This window comes from Enterobacter sp. Tr-810, assembly GCF_011752765.1.
GTDB lineage: Bacteria > Pseudomonadota > Gammaproteobacteria > Enterobacterales > Enterobacteriaceae > Enterobacter > Enterobacter soli.
Genome location: NZ_VWWW01000008.1, coordinates 126,915 through 146,383 on the forward strand (window position 1 = coordinate 126,915; position 19,469 = coordinate 146,383).

General features: G+C 54.7%; 20 protein-coding genes. 10 read left to right on the top strand and 10 right to left on the bottom strand.

Annotated elements, in window-relative coordinates; translation table 11 throughout:
- Positions 1-23: 23 nt before the first annotated feature.
- The 3 genes from F3J30_RS19820 to F3J30_RS19830 all read left to right on the top strand — a co-directional run bounded on the left by F3J30_RS19820 (position 24) and on the right by F3J30_RS19830 (position 2,602).
- The gene (locus F3J30_RS19820; protein ID WP_003855929.1) at positions 24-317 is read left to right on the top strand and encodes a co-chaperone GroES; all 294 of its coding nucleotides are present in this window, start codon (positions 24-26) and stop codon (positions 315-317) included.
- 31 nt (positions 318-348) lie between these two features.
- Positions 349-1,992: a chaperonin GroEL gene (gene groL / locus F3J30_RS19825; protein WP_166718306.1), complete on the top strand. Its 1,644-nt coding sequence runs from the start codon at positions 349-351 to the stop codon at positions 1,990-1,992.
- A gap of 256 nt (positions 1,993-2,248) precedes the next feature.
- Positions 2,249-2,602: a DUF4156 domain-containing protein gene (locus F3J30_RS19830; RefSeq protein WP_014068590.1), complete on the top strand. Its 354-nt coding sequence runs from the start codon at positions 2,249-2,251 to the stop codon at positions 2,600-2,602.
- A 33-nt stretch (positions 2,603-2,635) separates the two neighbouring features.
- Here the strand turns inward: F3J30_RS19830 and epmB are convergent, their stop codons facing one another.
- On the bottom strand, positions 2,636-3,664 hold the full coding sequence (epmB, locus tag F3J30_RS19835; protein ID WP_166718307.1) for an EF-P beta-lysylation protein EpmB: 1,029 nt from the start codon (positions 3,662-3,664) through the stop codon (positions 2,636-2,638).
- A 40-nt stretch (positions 3,665-3,704) separates the two neighbouring features.
- Between epmB and efp the strand changes: the two genes are divergently transcribed.
- The 3 genes from efp to ecnB all read left to right on the top strand — a co-directional run bounded on the left by efp (position 3,705) and on the right by ecnB (position 4,718).
- Entirely contained in the window at positions 3,705-4,271 is a 567-nt protein-coding gene (gene efp, locus F3J30_RS19840) for an elongation factor P (RefSeq protein ID WP_010427766.1), read from the top strand.
- Between the two features lie 59 nt (positions 4,272-4,330).
- Positions 4,331-4,462: an entericidin A/B family lipoprotein gene (locus tag F3J30_RS19845; RefSeq protein ID WP_041161986.1), complete on the top strand. Its 132-nt coding sequence runs from the start codon at positions 4,331-4,333 to the stop codon at positions 4,460-4,462.
- A gap of 109 nt (positions 4,463-4,571) precedes the next feature.
- Positions 4,572-4,718 (top strand): lipoprotein toxin entericidin B, encoded by a 147-nt coding sequence (gene ecnB, locus F3J30_RS19850; protein WP_014068593.1) that lies wholly within the window; start codon positions 4,572-4,574, stop codon positions 4,716-4,718.
- A gap of 40 nt (positions 4,719-4,758) precedes the next feature.
- On the opposite strand, the gene F3J30_RS19855 is transcribed toward ecnB, so the two are convergent.
- The gene (locus F3J30_RS19855) at positions 4,759-5,358 is read right to left on the bottom strand and encodes a LuxR C-terminal-related transcriptional regulator (protein ID WP_014068594.1); all 600 of its coding nucleotides are present in this window, start codon (positions 5,356-5,358) and stop codon (positions 4,759-4,761) included.
- 263 nt (positions 5,359-5,621) lie between these two features.
- Here F3J30_RS19855 and sugE point away from each other — a divergent pair, with 263 nt between their 5' ends.
- Positions 5,622-5,939 carry a quaternary ammonium compound efflux SMR transporter SugE gene (gene sugE / locus F3J30_RS19860; RefSeq protein WP_014068595.1) on the top strand — a complete coding sequence of 106 codons (318 nt, stop codon included), beginning with the start codon at positions 5,622-5,624 and terminating at the stop codon, positions 5,937-5,939.
- Here the strand turns inward: sugE and F3J30_RS19865 are convergent.
- Both F3J30_RS19865 and blaACT read right to left on the bottom strand, forming a co-directional pair.
- Complete coding sequence (locus F3J30_RS19865) at positions 5,936-6,466, bottom strand: lipocalin family protein (protein WP_166718308.1); 531 nt, start codon at positions 6,464-6,466, stop codon at positions 5,936-5,938. The two genes, sugE and F3J30_RS19865, sit on opposite strands and share 4 nt — an antisense overlap.
- Positions 6,467-6,626: 160 nt before the next feature.
- On the bottom strand, positions 6,627-7,811 hold the full coding sequence (gene blaACT / locus F3J30_RS19870; RefSeq protein ID WP_166718309.1) for an ACT family cephalosporin-hydrolyzing class C beta-lactamase: 1,185 nt from the start codon (positions 7,809-7,811) through the stop codon (positions 6,627-6,629).
- Between the two features lie 87 nt (positions 7,812-7,898).
- On the opposite strand from blaACT, the gene ampR reads away from it, so the two are divergent.
- On the top strand, positions 7,899-8,774 hold the full coding sequence (gene ampR / locus F3J30_RS19875) for a LysR family transcriptional regulator AmpR (protein ID WP_166718310.1): 876 nt from the start codon (positions 7,899-7,901) through the stop codon (positions 8,772-8,774).
- A 30-nt stretch (positions 8,775-8,804) separates the two neighbouring features.
- Here ampR and frdD read toward each other — a convergent pair whose 3' ends face one another.
- From frdD to frdA, 4 genes are read right to left on the bottom strand one after another with little or no spacing between them, the layout of a single operon-like run.
- On the bottom strand, positions 8,805-9,164 hold the full coding sequence (gene frdD, locus F3J30_RS19880) for a fumarate reductase subunit FrdD (RefSeq protein WP_166718311.1): 360 nt from the start codon (positions 9,162-9,164) through the stop codon (positions 8,805-8,807).
- 10 nt (positions 9,165-9,174) lie between these two features.
- Positions 9,175-9,570 (bottom strand): fumarate reductase subunit FrdC, encoded by a 396-nt coding sequence (frdC, locus tag F3J30_RS19885; protein WP_166718353.1) that lies wholly within the window; start codon positions 9,568-9,570, stop codon positions 9,175-9,177.
- 10 nt (positions 9,571-9,580) lie between these two features.
- Complete coding sequence (locus tag F3J30_RS19890; protein ID WP_014068601.1) at positions 9,581-10,315, bottom strand: succinate dehydrogenase/fumarate reductase iron-sulfur subunit; 735 nt, start codon at positions 10,313-10,315, stop codon at positions 9,581-9,583.
- Positions 10,308-12,098, bottom strand: a complete 1,791-nt coding sequence (gene frdA, locus F3J30_RS19895) for a fumarate reductase (quinol) flavoprotein subunit (RefSeq protein WP_166718312.1) — start codon at positions 12,096-12,098, stop codon at positions 10,308-10,310. Before frdA ends, F3J30_RS19890 begins: the two co-directional genes overlap by 8 nt.
- A gap of 310 nt (positions 12,099-12,408) precedes the next feature.
- Here frdA and epmA point away from each other — a divergent pair, with 310 nt between their 5' ends.
- Both epmA and yjeM read left to right on the top strand, forming a co-directional pair.
- Positions 12,409-13,386 carry an elongation factor P--(R)-beta-lysine ligase gene (gene epmA / locus F3J30_RS19900; RefSeq protein ID WP_166718313.1) on the top strand — a complete coding sequence of 326 codons (978 nt, stop codon included), beginning with the start codon at positions 12,409-12,411 and terminating at the stop codon, positions 13,384-13,386.
- Between the two features lie 185 nt (positions 13,387-13,571).
- Positions 13,572-15,071, top strand: coding sequence for a glutamate/gamma-aminobutyrate family transporter YjeM (yjeM, locus tag F3J30_RS19905; RefSeq protein ID WP_166718314.1), 1,500 nt, complete (start codon positions 13,572-13,574; stop codon positions 15,069-15,071).
- A gap of 37 nt (positions 15,072-15,108) precedes the next feature.
- Here the strand turns inward: yjeM and mscM are convergent, their stop codons facing one another.
- Both mscM and asd read right to left on the bottom strand, forming a co-directional pair.
- Positions 15,109-18,432 (bottom strand): miniconductance mechanosensitive channel MscM, encoded by a 3,324-nt coding sequence (mscM, locus tag F3J30_RS19910; protein ID WP_166718315.1) that lies wholly within the window; start codon positions 18,430-18,432, stop codon positions 15,109-15,111.
- A 19-nt stretch (positions 18,433-18,451) separates the two neighbouring features.
- Positions 18,452-19,420 (bottom strand): archaetidylserine decarboxylase, encoded by a 969-nt coding sequence (asd, locus tag F3J30_RS19915; RefSeq protein ID WP_041162176.1) that lies wholly within the window; start codon positions 19,418-19,420, stop codon positions 18,452-18,454.
- Positions 19,421-19,469: the final 49 nt, after the last annotated feature.

The following is a 19,469-nucleotide window of genomic DNA, read 5'->3' on the forward strand; positions in this document are numbered from 1 at the left end:
ACTTTCTCAAAGGAGAGCTATCAATGAGTATTCGTCCGTTACATGATCGTGTGATCGTCAAACGTAAAGAAGTTGAAACCAAGTCTGCTGGCGGCATCGTTCTGACCGGTTCTGCAGCAGCCAAATCAACGCGTGGCGAAATCATCGCTGTCGGTAAGGGCCGCATCCTGGAAAACGGAACTGTGCAGCCACTGGACGTTAAAGTTGGTGACATCGTAATTTTCAACGATGGCTACGGCGTGAAATCCGAGAAGATCGACAATGAAGAAGTGTTGATCATGTCCGAGAGCGACATTCTGGCAATTGTTGAAGCGTAATTTACGCACGAGAATTTGAGGAAATAAGAACATGGCAGCTAAAGACGTAAAATTCGGTAACGACGCTCGTGTAAAAATGCTCCGCGGCGTAAACGTACTGGCAGATGCAGTTAAAGTGACCCTGGGCCCGAAAGGCCGTAACGTAGTGCTGGATAAATCCTTCGGCGCGCCAACCATCACTAAAGATGGTGTTTCTGTAGCACGTGAAATCGAGCTGGAAGACAAGTTCGAAAACATGGGCGCGCAGATGGTGAAAGAAGTTGCCTCTAAAGCGAACGACGCTGCAGGCGACGGTACCACCACCGCGACCGTACTGGCGCAGGCGATCATCACCGAAGGTCTGAAAGCCGTTGCTGCGGGCATGAACCCAATGGATCTGAAACGTGGTATCGACAAAGCTGTCGCTGCTGCAGTTGAAGAGCTGAAAGCGCTGTCTGTACCGTGCTCTGACTCTAAAGCTATTGCTCAGGTTGGTACTATCTCCGCTAACTCCGACGAAACCGTAGGTAAACTGATCGCTGAAGCGATGGATAAAGTCGGTAAAGAAGGCGTGATCACCGTTGAAGACGGTACCGGCCTGGAAGACGAACTGGACGTGGTTGAAGGTATGCAGTTCGACCGCGGTTACCTGTCCCCATACTTCATCAACAAGCCAGAGACTGGCGCTGTTGAGCTGGAAAGCCCGTTCATCCTGCTGGCTGACAAAAAAATCTCCAACATCCGCGAAATGCTGCCAGTGCTGGAAGCCGTTGCGAAAGCAGGCAAACCACTGGTTATCATCGCTGAAGACGTTGAAGGCGAAGCGTTGGCGACCCTGGTGGTTAACACCATGCGTGGCATCGTGAAAGTGGCTGCGGTTAAAGCACCTGGCTTCGGCGATCGTCGTAAAGCGATGCTGCAGGACATCGCAACCCTGACTGGCGGTACTGTTATCTCTGAAGAGATCGGTATGGAGCTGGAAAAAGCGACCCTGGAAGACCTGGGCCAGGCTAAACGCGTTGTGATCAACAAAGACACCACCACCATCATCGATGGCGTGGGTGAAGAAGCCGCTATTCAGGGCCGCGTTGGTCAGATCCGTAAGCAGATCGAAGAAGCAACTTCCGATTACGACCGTGAAAAACTGCAGGAGCGCGTAGCGAAACTGGCAGGCGGCGTAGCAGTTATCAAAGTTGGTGCTGCAACTGAAGTTGAAATGAAAGAGAAAAAAGCACGCGTTGACGATGCCCTGCACGCGACCCGTGCTGCGGTAGAAGAAGGCGTGGTTGCTGGTGGTGGTGTTGCGCTGGTGCGTGTTGCCGCTAAGCTGGCAGGCCTGACCGCACAGAACGAAGATCAGAACGTGGGTATCAAAGTTGCGCTGCGCGCAATGGAAGCGCCTCTGCGTCAGATCGTGTCCAACGCCGGTGAAGAGCCATCTGTTGTGACCAACAACGTGAAAGCGGGCGAAGGTAACTACGGTTACAACGCAGCAACTGAAGAATACGGCAACATGATCGACTTCGGTATCCTGGACCCAACTAAAGTGACCCGTTCTGCACTGCAGTACGCGGCATCTGTTGCTGGCCTGATGATCACCACCGAGTGCATGGTGACCGACCTGCCTAAAGGCGACGCACCTGACTTAGGTGCTGCTGGTATGGGTGGCATGGGCGGTATGGGCGGCATGATGTAATTTAATCTTCATACTTCAAGCCGCAGATGCGTTGACTGCGTTCGCTCACCCCAGTCACTTACTTGAGTAAGTTCCTGGGGATTCACGAACTTGTCGCCTTCCTGCAACTTGAATTATTCGATTAAATAACATATCTCGCGAAAAAATGAGAAACCCCTGGGTAGAAATGCCTGGGGGTTTTTCTTTTGGTCATCTTTTAGGTATAAGATTCACACACGGACAACTACTGTCCAGCTTATTGAAAACGAGGAATAACATGCGCGTAAAAGTCTGTGCAGGGATTGTAGGGGCAGCATTGCTGCTGGCGGGTTGTAGCTCCAGCAATGAGCTGTCAGCTGCGGGCCAGGGCGTTCGCTTTGTGGAAGATAAGCCGGGCAGCGAGTGTCAGCTGCTGGGCACGGCAACCGGCGAACAAAGCAACTGGATGTCGGGCCAGCACGGCGAAGAGGGCGGCTCTATGCGCGGTGCGGCGAACGCCCTGCGTAACCAGGCTGCGGCCATGGGCGGTAACGTGATTTATGGCGTGAGCAGCCCGTCGCAGGGGATGTTGTCGAGCTTTGTGCCAACCGCCAGCCAGATGAATGGCCAGGTTTATAAGTGCCCGAACTGATGACCTTTCCCTCTTCCAAAGGAAGAGGGAAAACTAACTCTGTCGCAGCTGTAAATCCAGTGGCGTCTTGCTTGGCTCGCCGCCAATCTCACGTGCCAGTTTAGGCACCATATAACCTGACACCAGTGTCAGCAATTCACGCATAATCGCTCTTGCTTCCTCATCTGACACCATGAAATGCGCAGCGCCCTGGACTTTATCCAGCACGTGAATGTAGTAAGGCATTACGCCCGCATCAAAGAGCGCATTGCTCAGATTGGCCAGCGCGCGGGCATTATCATTTACCCCACGCAATAACACGCTCTGGTTCAGCAGCGTGACGCCTGCCTTGCGCAATCTTGCCATCGCCATACGGAAATCCTGATCCACTTCGTTGGCATGGTTGATGTGATTCACCAGCAGAATTTGCAGGGAAGAGCGCTCAAACCGGGCGGTCAGTTCGTCAGTAATGCGGGCCGGGATAACAATCGGCAAACGGCTATGGATCCGCAGACGTTTGATATGAGGAATGCCTTCAAGCTGGGTTAGCAGCCAGTCCAGTTCATGATCTTTTGCCATCAGCGGATCGCCACCGGAAAAGATAATCTCATCCAGCTCAGGATGCGCGGCAATGTAGTCCAGCGCGACCTGCCAGTTCCGCTTGTTACCCTGATTTTCGGCATACGGGAAGTGGCGGCGGAAGCAATAGCGACAATTTACGGCGCAGCCGCCTTTTACCAGCAGCAATGCGCGGTTCAAATACTTATGCAGCAAACCGGGCACAACGCTGTTCTGTTCTTCCAGTGGATCGGTACTGAAACCCGGCGCAGTCACAAACTCATCCTGAACAGTAAGCGTCTGTTTTAGCAGGGGATCGTCAGGGTTCCCTTTTTCCATGCGCGCCACAAATGCGCGAGGAACTCGCAGGGGAAAGAGGCGTTTAGCCTCACGGCCCGCGAGTAAGTTTTCATGCGTTTCCAGGTCTAAAAGACGCAGTAATTCATCAGGACTGGTGATTACATCGGCAAGTTGCGATAACCAATCTTCTCTGGACGGGGTGTTTAGGGTTACAATATGCGCCATTTTGTGGCTTAGCTACCAGTTAACAAATTTAGAGGGCCTTATGGCAACGTACTATAGCAACGATTTTCGTGCTGGTCTTAAAATCATGATGGACGGCGAACCGTATGCGGTTGAAGCCAGCGAATTCGTTAAACCAGGTAAAGGCCAGGCATTCGCGCGTGTTAAGCTGCGCCGCCTGCTGACCGGTACCCGTGTAGAAAAAACCTTCAAGTCTACTGACTCCGCTGAAGGCGCCGATGTTGTTGATATGAACCTGACTTACCTCTACAACGACGGTGAGTTCTATCACTTCATGAACAACTCTACTTTCGAACAGCTGTCTGCTGACGAGAAAGCAGTCGGTGACAGCGCTAAATGGCTGCTGGATCAGGCTGAGTGCATCGTGACCCTGTGGAACGGCCAGCCTATCGCTGTGACCCCACCAAACTTCGTAGAGCTGGAAATCGTTGAAACCGATCCAGGCCTGAAAGGTGACACCGCAGGTACTGGCGGCAAGCCTGCTAAATTGTCTACCGGTGCAGTGGTTAAAGTTCCACTGTTCGTACAGACTGGCGAAGTGATCAAAGTGGATACCCGCTCCGGCGAATACGTATCCCGCGTGAAGTAATTCATGTAAATGATTGATGGCGCAGCGCCCGCTGCGCCTGTTTTTTGCAGGCAGGGATGATGAAACGTACCGTTAAAATTCTGCTTCTGTTAGCGCTGTCCGGCGCGTTCCTTTCCGGGTGTAATACCGCACGCGGTGTTGGCGAAGATATCAAAGATCTTGGCCATGTGATTTCTCACGCAGCCAGCTAATTTCGTCTAATTCTCCTAAAATCGCTTCCTGAGCCGTCAAATGACGGGATCTTGTCTATCCTTAAGTTGCTATTCAACAAAATAACTTTGGCTATAAAAGGAAGATATTATGGTTAAGAAGACAATTGCAGCGATCTTTTCTGTTCTGGTTCTTTCTTCAGTTTTAACCGCCTGTAATACCACGCGTGGCGTCGGTCAGGATATTTCTGAAGGTGGCAGCGCAATTTCTGGTGCAGCAACAAAAGCGCAGAACTAATGAAGTTCAGACGGTACGTTGTGTCGATCTCCTCGTACCGTCAATTTTCCACTTCTTGCAGGGATAAAAACGGCGAAAAACGTGTATCCATATGTAGTTTCATACGGATGTTGCGTTTGTAGGTATAAACCGTTTTCCCGTTAATGCTCAAATGGCTGGCAATCTTCTGATTGCTTGCGCCATCCATCCACAGCGTGAGCACTTTTTCTTCCTGGCGGGTTAATAACGGTGCTGCAATTTGCGGTATTTCAATGCTGGCGCAGGATGTCAGCGCATCGTTAATCACCGTGGCCAGCTGCTCGAGTTCGGCATTTTTCAACAGACAGGACCAGACCGGGAATTGCTCCAGGTAATTTGCCATCTCCGGCTCTTCGCCTGACTGCAACAAAATAAAGGGCAGCGTTTCGCAGGCTTTCAGCAAAGAAGAGAGCTGCTGGAAATGGTGAATATCCTGTTTGAAGCCGTGCAAGTCAGCAATCACCAGCGTCGGCTTCCACTGTAGAATGTGCTCCCGGGCCAGGAAAAGATTATTCAAACCGGTCACAACGTAGCTACCCGGGAATAGGCCTGAATGATTGAGCCATGCTTCAAACCCGGTACGGGTGAAGTGACAACGGTCAATCAAAAGAATTTTGAACATATTTTTTTCGCAGTCGGCTAGTGGTTTGGCTTCCTGCCATCAGAAAGCACATCATCATAGAGAAGTCGGATGAGTGATAAATGCCTGAACTACGCGCCATACTGCGGCTATTTCTTGCCTTAACAAGTTCAGCATAAATGGATTGAAAAAAAATCGGTCGTTAACCAAAATATGCCACCTAATCTCTGCCTTTCGGGACGACCCGTAAGCGCATCTGTTCATCGGGGACGGCCCCAACTTGCATTTAAGTTAAGGAGCCAGATATGTCCTGGATTATTCTTGTTATTGCCGGTTTGCTTGAGGTTGTCTGGGCAATCGGTCTGAAGTACACCCACGGTTTTACCCGCCTGATGCCAAGCCTGATTACCGTTACCGCGATGGTTGTCAGTATTGCTCTGTTGTCGTGGGCGATGCGCACGCTGCCGGTAGGCACGGCTTATGCCGTGTGGACGGGGATCGGCGCTGTCGGAGCGGCAATTACGGGCATTTTGCTGCTGGGTGAATCGGCGAGTCTGGCACGTATTGCCAGCCTCGCCTTGATTGTCGCAGGAATTATTGGTTTAAAACTTAGCGCACATTAATGGGGTTGTTCCACCCAGATTAGTTTCGTCACATCAAACCCCTGCCGGGTCGCGACGTCCAGCATCTGCTGTTTCATTTCACTGGAGATGGTTGGCGTGCGGGAGAGTATCCAGAGGTAGTCGCGATCCGGCCCGCAGACCAGCGCATGACGGTATTCTCTGTCCAGGGCTATGACGTTATACCCGCCATAGAAGGGACCAAAGAAAGAGACTTTAAGCGCCGCCCGATTTGGGTCGCCGGTAAAGTAGGCTTGTCCAATCGCCTGTTGCCACATGCCACGGTCAGGGTTATAGCCGCGATTAATCACCTGGATCCCGCCATCATCCATCGAGCTGTAGTTCGCGGTGACCTTCTGCAAACCCCGCTCAAAGCGGTGATCGAAACGGGCAATTTCATACCATGTTCCCAGGAATCGCTGAGCATCGAAATTGTTGACGACGGTGACACCCGCTGGTGGGGTCGGAGAGCTACAGGCAACCACTAAAAACGCGGCTGTCACTGCGGCGATAACAGGCAGAATGCGCATAGGTGTTTCCTTACTGTTTTTTGTTAAGTGTAGATGACGGCAAGGAAAATGTGGGGGACGTGCGGTGTGTTCCGCCGGGTGGTGGCTTCGCCTTACCCGGCCTACAACACCGATGCGTTATGAAGGCCGGATAAGCGTTAGCGCCACCCGGCAATGTTTACTACAGAGCGCTCAAAATACGGTATGCCGCCTCAACTCGCGCCGGGTTCGGATAGCTTTTATTCGCGAGCATCACAATACCGATCTGCTTTTCAGGAATAAATGCCACGTAGCTGCCAAATCCGCCAGTAGAGCCTGTTTTGTGTACCCAGGACGCTTTGACCGGGGGAGCGGGTGGATTGACCTCTGACGCGGGCAACGGTGCCAGCGCCACCTTATTGTCGCTGCCCCCGACCACGGTTTTGGCATCGACCGGCCAGTTAAGCATTTCCCAGCCTAACCCTTGATACATGGCACCCACGCGCCAGTAGCGCGATTGTGCAAGGGCGATGCCTTGCTTAAGAGACGCATCCGCGACGGTATCTGGCGCCATGTTGGCCATCACCCAGTTCGCCATATCCTTCACGTTGGTTTTGACGCCATAGGCTTCAGCGTCCAGCATCCCTGGTGATACGCGTACCGCTTTACCGTCACGGTATCCCCAGGCGTAATGCGCCTCTTCTGCTTTCGGAACGTTAATCCACGTATGGTCCAGTTTGAGCGGCTTAAAGACCCGCTTCGTCATGGCCTCCTCAAAGCTCATGCCGGAAGGCTTAACTGCCAGCGCGCCGAAAAGGCCAATACTGGCGTTTGCATAAAGGCGCGTTGTCCCGGGTTTCCACTGTGGCTGCCAGTGCTGGTAGAAATTCAGCAGCGAAGCGTTGTCAGTGACCTCATCCGGGACTTGTAACGGCAGGCCGCCGGCGGTGTAAGTTGCCAGATCCAGCAGACGGATCCCTTGCCACTGTTTGCCCGTCAGTTCAGGCCAGTATTTCGTTGCCGGGTCGCTCAGTGAGATTTCATGGCGAGCAATGGCATCGCCTCCCAGCACGCCGGTGAAGGTTTTACTGATGGAGCCCAGCTCGAATAACGTCTGTTGTGTAACGGGCTGGCGGGCTGCGACATCGGCTTTACCGAAGGTGAAATAGTGCGGTTTGCCCTGATAAATGACCGCCACCGCCATACCGGGAATGGCCTGTGCTTTCATCAGGGGAGTCACGGAACGTTCCACCACATCAGCCAACTGTTTTTCTGACATCGTCCCGGCAAGGGCAGAACAGGAGGCGGTGAGCAGCAGAGCGCAGCAAAGTGATTTTTTCATGAGATATCTTCCGTAATAGCGAGTCAAGGGAATGTCCGGGCCCATCAGACGAGCGTAGTCTGTTGGATTTGACTGTGCATGACAAACGGTTAAATTTAGCAGGAGCTGTTAATTTTTCTAACGGACAAGTCCATGACGCGCAGCTATATACCCCTTAATTCGCTTCGGGCATTCGAAGCCGCCGCCAGGCACCTCAGTTTTACTCATGCGGCGATCGAGCTGAATGTCACCCATTCCGCCATTAGCCAGCAGGTGAAAGCTCTGGAACAGCACCTCAACTGCCAGCTGTTCGTGCGCGTCTCTCGCGGCCTGATGCTGACCACGGAAGGTGAGAATTTATTGCCGGTACTGAACGACTCTTTTGATCGCATTGCCGGAATGCTGGACCGCTTTAGTCGTCACCGGGCGCAGGAAAAACTCAAAATCGGCGTTGTCGGGACCTTCGCCACTGGCTGCTTATTCCCGCTGCTGGAGGATTTTCGCCAAAGTTACCCGCATGTTGACCTCCAGCTTTCCACGCATAACAACCGGGTCGATCCGGCTGCTGAAGGGCTGGATTACACCATCCGCTACGGTGGCGGCGCATGGCACGGCACTGAGGCCATTTTTCTTTGTGCAGCACCGCTGGCCCCTCTTTGCTCGCCGGAGTTTGCCGACAGGCTACACGCGCCCGCTGATATTCTGAAATTTACCCTGCTGCGCTCCTATCGACGGGATGAATGGTCGGCATGGATGCAGGCTGCGGGTGAGCCGCCACCCTCGCCGACACATCGGGTGATGGTATTTGATTCATCCGTGACCATGCTGGAAGCCGCGCAGGCGGGAGTGGGGATTGCCATCGCACCGGTCGGCATGTTTGCCCATCTGCTGAACAGCGAACGTATTGTGCAGCCGTTTGCCACCCAGATCGATCTGGGCAGTTACTGGCTAACGCGATTGCAGTCCCGGACTGAAACCCCTGCCATGCACGAGTTTGCGCAGTGGCTGGTGGGGAAGATGCAGAAATAAAAAGGCCCACCGGATGGCGGGCCAGATGATTCAGATGGTGACCACGGCAATCAGCGTCACCACGGTCAGAATGGTTGCCAGACCGTAGAAGACCCACTTGCCGCTCGGCACATGGATTTTCAGGTCATGCATCGCATGGTGAATACGATGCAGGCCGCACCACAGTGGCAGAACAATCATCAGGAAGATGAATACGCGGCCAATAAAGCTGCTCGCGAACGCCAGCACGCGATCGTAGCCAAGCGCATCACCCGGGAACAGCCCCAGCGGCAGCATAATGGCAACCAGCAGGATGATCACCGGCGCGATAATGGCACTCCACATGCCGCCTGCGCCAAACAGACCCCAGAAGACCGGCTCGTCTGAACGTTTTGGATTTGGATTGATCACAGTAGTCTCCTTACCAGAACAGTGCGACAAACAGAATGACCACGGTGACTATCGCCGTCACCGCCCACAGCCCTTTAATCACCGGCTCTGGCCCCATTTTCTCGCCTTTTACGATGATGTTCGCCGCTTTTGGCGCCAGTTCAAACCAGGTTTTAGTATGAAGCAGCGCCGCTGCAAGCACGATGAGGTTCAGGATCACCACAATCGGGTTTTGCAGGAAGCCCACAAAATTCGCCCAGGTTTCCGGGCCGTGTTTGAGAGCGAACACCCCGAACATCAGTTCAATGCTGAACCAGACCGCCGGTACCGCCGTGCCTTCACGCAGCATATAGAAGCGATAAAACGGCAGATTTTTCCACCAGGTGGACGGCATTGGCCGCACGTAGGCTTTGCGTTTAGTCGTCATCATGCACTCCTTAGCGTGGTTTCAGGGTAGCGATAAGAAAGTCTTTCGAGCTTTCAACTTTACCCTGCTGAATGGCGGCGGCCGGATCGACATGCTTCGGACAGACTTCAGAGCAGTAGCCGACAAAAGTACAGCTCCAGACGCCGTTCTGGCTGTTAAGCTGCGCCATACGTTCTTTTTTACCGTGGTCGCGGCTGTCTTCGTTATAGCGATGCGCCAGGGTAATGGCCGCCGGGCCGATGAACTCTTTATTCAGACCGAACTGTGGGCAGGCGGCATAGCACAGGCCACAGTTGATGCAGCCGGAGAACTGATGGTATTTCGCCATCTGCGCCGGGGTCTGGGTGTTTGGCCCCTGATCCGGCGTGCGCGGGTTACCGATGATGTATGGCTTAATCGCTTCAAGGCTTTCGATAAAGTGGGTCATATCGACCACCAGATCGCGCTCGATCGGGAAGTTACCCAATGCTTCAACCTTGATCCCTTTGGTGTATTCCCGCAGGAAGGTTTTACAGGCGAGCTTCGGCACTTTGTTGACCATCATGCCGCAGGAGCCGCAGATCGCCATACGGCAGGACCAGCGGTAGCTCAGGTCAGGCGCCAGGTTGTCTTTAATGTAGCCGAGCGCATCCAGCAGGGAGGTTTGCTCGTCGTAAGGGACTTCGTAGAAAGCGCTATGCGGGGCGGCGTCCACTTCCGGGTTGTAGCGCACCACTTCAACTTTCAGTTTTTGCATCTCAGCCATTCGCCTTCTCCTTCTTCTCGGCGGCTTCTGCTTCTGCACCGTAAACGCGTTTCGCCGGCGGTAGCGTGGTGATCTTCACGTCGCTGTAGTCCAGACGCGTGGTCCCGTCCGCATCGCGCCAGGCGAGGGTGTGTTTCAGGAAGTTGACATCGTCACGTTCGGTGCAGCCTTCATCCAGACGCTGGTGCGCGCCGCGAGACTCTTTACGGGCCAGCGCAGAGTGCGCCATACATTCGGCCACGTTCAGGCCATGTCCCAGCTCAATGGTGTAAAGCAGGTCGGTATTGAACACGCTGGAGGTATCGGTGATACGCACGCGTTTGAAGCGCTCCTGCAACTCCGCCAGCTTGTCGACGGTTTTTTGCATCAGCTCTGGCGTACGGTAGATACCGCAGCCTTCCTCCATGGAAAGCCCCATCTCATCGCGGATTTTCGACCAGTTTTCGTTACCTTCCTGGTTAACGAGGTCTTTCAGGCGTTTTTCAACGTCTGCAACCTGTGCATCCAGTGCGGCGCTGTTGGCTTCGCCCGCGGTAGCGGCACGTTCCATCGCACGCTCGCCCGCCATGCGACCAAAGACGACCAGCTCTGCCAGTGAGTTCGATCCCAGACGGTTGGCGCCATGCAGGCCCACGGAGGAACATTCGCCCACGGCGAACAGGCCTTTGATGCGGGTTTCACACTGCTGATCCGTTTCGATGCCGCCCATGGTGTAGTGCGCGGTTGGACGCACCGGAATCGGCTCTTTCACCGGATCGACGCCCACATAGGCTTTTGCCAGTTCGCAGATGAACGGCAGACGTTCCAGCAATTTCTTCTCGCCAAGGTGACGCAGGTCAAGGTAGACCACATCGCCGCGCGGGGTAGGGATGGTGTTGCCTTTGCGCCACTCGTGCCAGAAAGCCTGGGACACTTTGTCGCGTGGGCCGAGCTCCATATATTTGTTTTTCGGCTCGCCGAGCGGGGTTTCCGGGCCCATGCCGTAATCCTGCAAATAGCGATAGCCGTTTTTGTTGACCAGGATACCGCCTTCACCACGGCAACCTTCCGTCATCAGAATGCCGGAACCCGGCAGGCCAGTTGGGTGATACTGAACAAACTCCATATCACGCAGCGGTACGCCGTGGCTGAGCGCCATGCCCATCCCGTCGCCGGTGACAATCCCGCCGTTGGTGTTGTAGCGGTAAACACGGCCAGCGCCGCCGGTTGCCATCACCACGGCTTTTGCGCGGATTTGCACCAGCGTGCCTTCCATCATGTTCATCGCCACCAGACCACGCGCTTCGCCGTCATCCACGAGGATGTCGAGAACGAAATGTTCGTCAAAGCGTTGAATTTGGGGGAACTGAAGGGAGGTCTGGAACAGAGTGTGAAGCATGTGGAAGCCGGTTTTATCGGCGGCGAACCAGGTACGTTCGATTTTCATCCCGCCGAAGCGACGAACGTTCACGCTGCCATCCGGGCGGCGACTCCACGGGCATCCCCAATGTTCGAGCTGGGTCATTTCCGTTGGACAATGGTGCACGAAGTAGTCAACGACATCCTGTTCGCAAAGCCAGTCGCCCCCTGCAACCGTGTCGTGGAAATGGTATTCGAAGCTATCATGATCCTGCGCAACGGCGGCGGATCCCCCTTCTGCGGCAACCGTGTGGCTGCGCATAGGGTAGACTTTTGAAATCAGTGCGATTTTAGCGTTTGGATTAGCCTGAGCGGCTGCAATCGCAGCACGTAATCCAGCCCCGCCAGCGCCTATAACGGCAAGATCGGCTTGAAAAGTTTGCACGACATTCCTCCAGATTTTTGTTATTTCGCAATGCGATGAACTAAAGGTAGCTCACCTGCCCGGACGGGCTATCGCGAAAGCGTTTCCACTGCTCCTTTATGGGTAAAACAGTATAACCGCGTGGATGTGAGGGAAATTTGACGTGTTCGATTTTTTTGCTGTTATGTGCGGTGATTTATCATTGTGATTGATGAATTGCGTCACGGAATTATCGCCTTCAATGAAATCCGCTAATTTACTGCGCAAAATTTGTCTCTGTCCCTGCTAACGAGTAGACTTCGTGCCCTTGTTTGAAATCGGAGAAGAACTCATGAGCGAAACGGCCACCTGGCAGCCGAGCGCGTCCATCCCTAATTTGTTAAAACGCGCAGCAATTATGGCGGAGATCCGCCGCTTCTTTGCCGATCGCGGTGTACTTGAGGTGGAAACGCCGTGCATGAGTCAGGCAACGGTTACCGATATTCATCTGGTCCCGTTCGAAACCCGTTTTGTTGGTCCTGGCCACTCTCAGGGCATGAATCTGTATCTGATGACCAGCCCGGAATACCACATGAAGCGCCTGCTGGCTGCGGGCTGTGGCCCGGTGTATCAGCTGTGTCGCAGCTTCCGCAATGAAGAGATGGGGCGTCACCATAACCCGGAATTCACCATGCTGGAGTGGTATCGCCCGCATTATGATATGTACCGCCTGATGAATGAGGTGGACGATCTGCTGCAACAGGTACTGGATTGCGCAGAAGCCGAAACGCTCTCCTATCAACAGGCGTTCCAGCGCTATCTGGAAATTGATCCGCTGTCTGCCGACAAAACGCAGCTGCGTGAAGTGGCGGCGAAGCTTGATTTGAGCAACGTAGCGGATACTGAAGAAGACCGCGATACGCTGCTGCAACTGCTGTTCACCTTTGGCGTTGAGCCACAGATTGGCAAAGACCGGCCTGCTTTTGTTTACCACTTCCCGGCAAGCCAGGCTTCTCTGGCGCAGATCAGCACTGAAGATCACCGCGTGGCGGAACGCTTTGAGGTTTACTACAAAGGCATTGAGCTGGCGAACGGGTTCCACGAACTGACCGACGCGCGCGAACAGCAGCAGCGCTTCGAGCAGGACAACCGCAAGCGTAATGCGCGTAGCCTGCCGCAGCAGCCGATTGATACTCATCTGCTGGAAGCCCTGAAAGCCGGTCTGCCAGATTGCTCTGGTGTGGCGCTGGGTGTTGACCGTCTGGTGATGCTGGCGCTGGGTGCCGAGCAACTGGCCGATGTGATTGCGTTTACCGTCGACCGCGCGTAACAACATGCCGGGTGGCGCTGTGCTTACCCGGCTGGCAATATTCCTTTCCATTTCCGCACGACAACATTAAAAACTGCCACGCTCTCTATACACGGGTCAATTTCTTAATTTGACCCGCATAGCCACATCATTTATCCGGTCTTCTGCTACCATCCGCGCAGTTTACTTCTCCTTCGGATGGCTCTATGTCCCACTCACTTAAAAAGATGACCCTCACCGGGCTCATTCTGATGATTTTTACCTCCGTCTTTGGCTTTGCGAATAGCCCATCTGCGTTCTACCTGATGGGTTACAGCGCGACGCCGTTCTATATCGTTTCTGCTCTGTTCTTCTTTATTCCGTTTGCGCTGATGATGGCGGAAATGGGCTCGGCTTACCGGAAAGAAGAGGGGGGGATTTATTCGTGGATGAATAACAGCGTCGGCCCGCGCTACGCGTTTATCGGCACGTTTATGTGGTTCTCCTCTTACGTGGTCTGGATGGTCAGCACGGCGGCGAAAGTCTGGGTGCCGTTTTCCACGTTTTTGTTTGGGGCCGATAAAACACAGGTCTGGTCGCTGGCGGGTCTGAGTTCCACGCAGGTTGTGGGGATCCTGGCAGTCCTCTGGATGGTGGTGGTGACGCTGGTAGCGTCGAAAGGTATCAATAAAATTGCCCGCATTACTGCCGTGGGGGGGATCGCAGTGATGTGCCTGAACCTGGTACTGTTGCTGGTGAGTATCGCCATTCTGTGTCTGAACGGCGGGCATTTCGCGCAGGAGGTGAATTTCGTTTCATCGCCTAATCCGGGCTACCAGTCTGGCCTCGCCATGCTCTCTTTTGTGGTGTTTGCCATCTTTGCCTACGGCGGTATTGAGGCTGTGGGCGGCCTGGTTGATAAGACCGAGAACCCAGAGAAGAACTTTGCCAAAGGGATTATCTTTGCTGCCATTGTTATCTCTGTTGGCTACTCGCTGGCGATTTTCCTTTGGGGCGTTAGCACCAACTGGCAGCAGGTGTTGAGTAACAACACCACTAATCTCGGCAATATTACGTATGTACTGATGAAAAGCCTGGGGGTGACACTGGGGCAGGCAATGCATCTGACGCCAGACGCCGCGGCAACAATGGGCGTCTGGTTTGCACGCATAACCGGTCTTTCAATGTTCCTTGCCTATACCGGTGCATTCTTCACGCTTATCTATTCGCCGCTCAAAGCCATTATTCAGGGTACGCCAAAAGCGCTGTGGCCGACACGCATGACACAGCTGAATACCGCGGGTATGCCTGCCAATGCCATGTGGATGCAGTGTCTGCTGGTCTGCGTGTTCATCCTGCTGGTGTCGTTTGGTGGGGATACGGCATCCGCGTTTTATAACAAGCTGACCCTGATGGCGAACGTGTCGATGACGCTGCCTTATCTTTTCCTGACGCTGGCGTTCCCGTTCTTCAAGGCGAAGCAGGATCTTGAGCGTCCGTTTGTGATTTTCAAAACGCGCGCTGCAACGCTGTTGGCAACAATGGTTGTGGTGCTGGTGGTCGCATTCGCCAATATCTTTACCATTATCCAGCCGGTGATCGAAGCGAATGACTGGAACAGCGCGCTGTGGATGGTGGGTGGGCCGATCTTCTTCTCGCTGCTGGCGATGGGAATTTATGAGAACTACCGTCGACGTTCGACGGCCTTTACTGCTGAAGTGGCGTAGCGAATAAAAACCCCCTCCCGGATGGGAGGGGTCAGGGCTACAAACTTCCCGCCGGGCGCTTACGCGCCGCTGATGTCACCGTTCTTGCCGTCTTACGACCATCCAGACTTTCCAGGCGCATCTGGAATGGAGGGAACGGCATATCGATACCGTGCTCGCGGAAGCCGGCCAGAATCAGCTGGTGGATCTCATGGCGCAGCGGCATTCGATGCCCCATTTCAGCCGCATAAATACGCAGCTCGAAAATCTGGATCCCCTGCTGCAAATCGACCAGGAAGACTTCCGGTGCCGGATTGTCTATCACCAGCGAGCAGCGTTCTGCGGCGGTGTACAGGATCTGCGTCACCTCTTCGCTGTTTGCATCCGATGGCGCAGGCACGGTCAGCACCACACGCGTAACGGAGTCTGACAACGACCAGTTGATAAATTGCTCGGTGATAAACGCCTTATTTGGCACGATAATCTCTTTACGATCCCAGTCGCTGATCGTTGTCGCACGGGTGTTGATCCTGGTGACACTGCCGGTCAAGTCGCGGATCGTCACCGTATCGCCGATACGGATCGGTTTTTCAAACAGGATGATCAGGCCGGAAACAAAGTTGGCGAAAATCTCCTGCAAGCCAAAGCCCAGGCCAACGGTGAGGGCAGCAACCAGCCACTGTAGCTTCGACCACTCAATACCAATCATCGAGAACCCAACCAGCCCACCAAACAGCATGATCAGATATTTGGTGATGGTGGTAATGGCATAGCCTGTACCTGGCGCTAAATCCAGGTGTTGCAGCAGCGCCAGTTCCAGCAGAGCAGGGAAGTTACGGATAAGCTGCGTGGTGATGATCAGCACCAGAATCGCAATCAGCACCGCGCCCAGGGTGATGGGCTCAAGGCTTTCAACACCCTGTACCGTCGACGTGACATCCCACAGCGAGATGTTTTCGAGGAAGCCAAATGCAGAGTGGATCTCAGACCACAGGAAAATCACCGAGAGCAGGGCAATCAGCATCAGGATCGAGCGTACCAGTCGCAGGGACTGGGTACTGATAGCATCGAGATCCAGTTCAACATCATCCGCATCGGTGTTCCCTTCCGTGCTGTTGGTATGGTGCGATTCCTCTTCACCTCGGGCACGCTGCGCGAGGATCTCCGCGCGGCGGTGCTTGGCACGGTCGAACGCCAGCCTGCGGCGCTGGATAAGCATCCATCGGCGAATTACGTGGTAGACCACCAGGAGCAGGAACCAGATGGCGACTGACGTTTCCAGTCGCGCCAGCAGCGCCTGCGCAGTAGCCAGATAACCCACGGCTGCCGCCAGGATCGCGAGCAGTGGAGCAGAGAGCATCAGGTTCCACAGCAGGCGGTTGAACATGTTATCGCCGCTGCCGGTTTTATCGAGATACAGCGGAATACCGGCACGTTTGAGGCTGAGCTTAACCATCGCCAGCGCGCCGCAAATCAGCATAAAGCACAGACGGCCCAACGAGCCGGAGAATTCACGGTCATTGAGGTTATCGAACATGATAAGCGCCATGATCAGCGGCACGATAAGCCCGATGCTCATCAGGTAATAACGCATGGCGCGCGCCACGCGATTCCGCGGCCAGCCAAAGTGGGCTATGAACAGGCCGTTTGGGCGGGCAAACGTGGCGCAAATCATCACCACCCACAGCAGCGGAACGGTGGCGGTCACACCATCGCCAATCGCCACTGCCAGCGGATAAGGCCAGGCCTCCCGCAGGCCGTAGCCGAGCGTCATCCACAGCACCGGCAGCGGCGAGGCAACGAGAATCGACCAGAATACCGTGCGTAGCGTTAGCCAGAAGTGATCCTGCGTCACCTTACCGACGCGCGCACTGGAGCGCTCCAGGAAGCGGGTAAAGTGCCTGCGCGAATAAATACTGCAACCCACCAGAATCAATGCCCCCAGCAGCGGGAAGATCGTCTCTTTGCTGGTGAGCATCATCACGCTGGCCTGGCCCAACTGGCTGAAGGTATCCAGTGAAATAAGGCGGCGCAGATCCTGCACGATTTCAATTGGCCAGGAGAAGGTCATCGGGCGGACGTCGGAAGTCCAGAACAGGTAGCGGTGCGTCGCCTCGTTCACCTCTTTCAGCGCATCTTCAAGCTGGCTGTTAGACACTTTCAGCTTGGTGAGCTCGAGGATAAGCGTATCGCCACCCTGAAGCAGTGAATTCAGCAGCTCGCGTTGGGTGCGCATCTGCGCGTCCAGAATGCGGTTTTGCTCACTGGTCAGCGGCTGCCCGTCGGCCTGACGGATCTGGCGGATTTGCGGCTGTTTGTTGAGGAGATCTTCAAAATGCAGGCGCTGGACGCGCAGTTGTGCCATTTCAGTATCAAGCTGTTGTGGCTTTGGCATTTCCGGCAAGCGTGCAACCTGCGCGCGTAATGCTTCGCCCAGCAGGTTTGAGGAGCCAAGCCACTGGGATTGCTCGCGCAGGGTATTCAGCGCCTGACGTACCTGCAAGGTTTGGTTAGTGGCCTGACGCTGTTGCGATGCCACCAGATCCATACGCTGTGCTTGCTGGTTCAGGGCGGCAGAAAGCTCGCGGTTAACCTTAAACTGATCGACGATCCCGGCGGGGAGGTTATCGCTGTTTTCGGCAAGTAATTCCGTGCTTTCCAGAGCTTTTTCAGCTTCACGCTGGCGCTGGCTGTTTAGCTGGTTACGCAGGGTCTGTAACCAGGCATCAAGCTGCTCGCTCTGCTTTTGCGCCAGCTCGGAACGCATCCGTGACAGTTCCTGGCGGTTGTTGGCCGACAGCTGCGCCAGCTCCAGCTCATCCACCAGGGCTTTGAGTCTGGCGGATTCAGCCTGAATGGCAAGATTCTGCGCCTGGTTAAGCGGGGTATTACCGGTCTGTGTCCCGACACGTCGCTCAACTTCACTGAGCTGGCGGCGGGCATCGGTTTGCTGTTGTGGAAGCTGGTTGAGCGAATCGGCAATTTCACGCGCGCGCTCCTGCTCCTGCTGAGCCATGCGACTCTTTTCCAGAAGCTGGCTGCTGACTTGCAGGATCTCCTGATTAAGCGCGTCGGAGGTCATGCCCGCAGGCACCTCGCGCGGTTCATCGCGCAGGTTATTCAGCTGCGAGCGCAGCGTTTGCGAAAGTTTGGGGAAGTTATCGATAACCTGCTGATATTGCTGAGCACGCTCAAGGGAACCTTTGCGTTCCTCGAGCGCGTTCAGTGCGCCCTGGAGCGATTCGACGGTTTCAGGCTGCGCGGGTTTTGCCGCTTTTGCCTGCTCCAGCTCCTGGGTTATCTGTTTGGCGTCGGGGGCAGTCGCTGCGTACGCCCCCATGCTGAGGCACCAGGCCATCAGTAGTACGATAATCGGGCGCACGTCAGCGGTCCTTCTGTTGTTAGCCTTCGTCTTTTTTGTCGTCAACCAGCGGGCTGGCGTCGTGCTCTGCTTTGATCTCTTCTTCTGCCAGCGGTGCAGGCTCTGCGTCTGGCGTGGCGAAGGTTTCGGTAGAAACGGCCAGCGGCTGACCCAGTTTGGTCACTGACAGGCTTTCCAGCTGCTCTACCAGGTTTACTTTACCCGGCGCAAACAGGTTGATAACCGTAGAGCCCAGCTTGAAGCGGCCCATCTCCTGGCCTTTCAGCAGCGCCACGGAGCCTTCTGCTTCGCCCGCAGGCCATGTCCAGCGCTTGATAACACCTTCGCGTGGCGGGGTGATGGTGCCCGCCCAGACGGTTTCGATGCTGCCTACAATGGTAGCACCCACCAGAATCTGCGCCATTGGGCCAAATTCAGTATCAAACAGGCAGATGACGCGTTCGTTACGGGCGAACAGGTTCGGGACGTTCTGCGCGGTCAGGTGGTTCACAGAGAACAGGTCGCCTGGCACATAGATCATTTCACGCAGGATGCCGTTGCATGGCATATGCACGCGGTGATAGTCGCGCGGCGAAAGATAGGTGGTGGCGAATGACCCGTTGCGGAACAGGTCAGCCATCAGGTAGTTACCCGCCAGCAGCGCTTCCAGGCTGTAGTTGTGGCCTTTCGCCTGCAAAATTTTGTCGTCTTCGATTTTACCGAGCTGGCTGATGACGCCGTCAGCAGGCATGACCAGCACGTTAGGGTCGGTGTTTACCGGGCGAACGTCGTCGCGCAGGGGACGGACGAAGAACTCGTTGAAAGTGCGGTAGCTGGCGGTGTCCGGCTTCTGCGCCTCTTTCATGTCGACCTTGTAGTATTTCACGAACAGGTCGATGACCAGTTTGGTCAGCCAGCCTGCTCGTTTGCTCGCGCCCCAGCCCGCCAGGCGAGTGAGCCACAGTTTTGGCAGAATGTATTGAAGCGAAAGTTTAAATGAGTTTAACAAGGTAGCCTCCAGGCCATTGTTTTGTCGTTCCTGATCCGGCATTACGCTG